Here is a 1,375-nt window from a genome sequence, read left to right as displayed (position 1 = left end):
TCCGATGGCTGTGATCGACTATCTCGACTGCAGTGCCGGGCGCGACGCGAGGCAAGGATACAAATGCCGCAACCGCTCACCTTGGTATGCGGTGCCTGATGTCCAGATTCCCGATTACGTGATGAGCTACATGTCGGGGCGCAACGTGAACCTCGTTAGGAACGTCGCTGGCGTATCCTGCACCAACAGCGTCCACGCAATTCGAGTGAGAAACCAGGCGCTAGCAAGCAAGCTGCTGGCGCAATGGTCATCGCCCTTCTTAAGGTTGAGCTGCGAGCTCGAAGGTCATGCGCTCGGCGGTGGAATGTTGAAACTAGAGCCGCGTGAGGCTGGGAGGATTGTCTTCCCGTCGACCGCGACAATCGCGAACGTCAAGGACGGCGAGTTGGAAGACGCAATCGGGTCACTCCAACGCTGGCGGCATTATGCCGACTGACGTGGATGCTGATACTTCCTTCCTGTCGGACACAGAGGCCAATCGGGCAAACCAATCAATGCCATCCGGCACTTACGGGCAGAGTTTGCCAACCGCCGCAACATGAGAGCGACCAGTGGCCGTCAGACTGTCTTCTAAAACTGAAGCCTGGGTGTTTTTCGACTATATTGTCGCTCACGCAGCGCCTGGCGGAGTGCACAGCAGTCCTTGGATTATTGGTCAAGACGAAAAGCTATGCTTCGAGCCAGATTACGAGACACTTGAGCGACTGCTAGGCGTTCCGCTTCACCTAAAGGCTGGAACCCAATCCGGAGTTCCGGCGCTAGCCCTCGACGTATGGCTCAGTTATGAACTCCGAAGGGCGGGGTTTGAACTAGATCAAGTGTGGCCTAGGCCAACAAATCCGCGCATCCTTCCTGCCGCAGTCGCAGCCTTGATTGATTGGCTGCCCGGCAGTCTGCGAGGGCAAGTCGCGGATCGCGTAGCAAAAAAGACGTCGATACCGGGTGTTACCTCATCGTCGGCAGCCATACTTGGAAAGAATTACCTAAAGCAAGTCGACGTAATTATTACAGACTGGGCAACCGGTCCCGAGTTGCTTGTTTCGACCAAGCGCATGGACTCTTCGTACGGCAAAAACGCCCCGAACAGGATCGAGGAGTCATATGGCGACGCCAAGAACCTGCGGCTGCGGCACCCGCTCGCAGCCCTCGGATTCGTTTTCGGTCTTCGCTCCGACATTCTTCAAAAGGAGCCTAGGACTGCGGCTTGGTTGTTCGACCTACTCGCCAAGCTCGGGCGAGAAGACGATGCGTACCACGCGACGTGTCTCGTCTTGATGGAATATGCAGACGATGCCGCCCTACCGGACGTGCAGACAGAAATCCCCGCAGCGGGCATACTGGAACCCGGGCCGGAGCCAGAGGGAGAGGGAGAGGA

The 1,375-nt window shown here is 57.2% G+C and carries 1 protein-coding gene and 1 pseudogene; both read left to right on the top strand.

Annotated elements, in window-relative coordinates:
- Nucleotides 1-436: pseudogene (locus ACXJ7R_RS32830) on the top strand (SAM-dependent DNA methyltransferase); the annotation flags it as partial.
- Between the two features lie 115 nt (nt 437-551).
- Nucleotides 552-1,375 (top strand): hypothetical protein (locus ACXJ7R_RS32825; protein ID WP_457155428.1); only part of this gene is annotated, 824 nt, incomplete at its 3' end.

This window comes from Mesorhizobium sp. P5_C1 (assembly GCF_054049815.1).
This window is presented reverse-complemented; position numbering and strand designations above follow the sequence as displayed.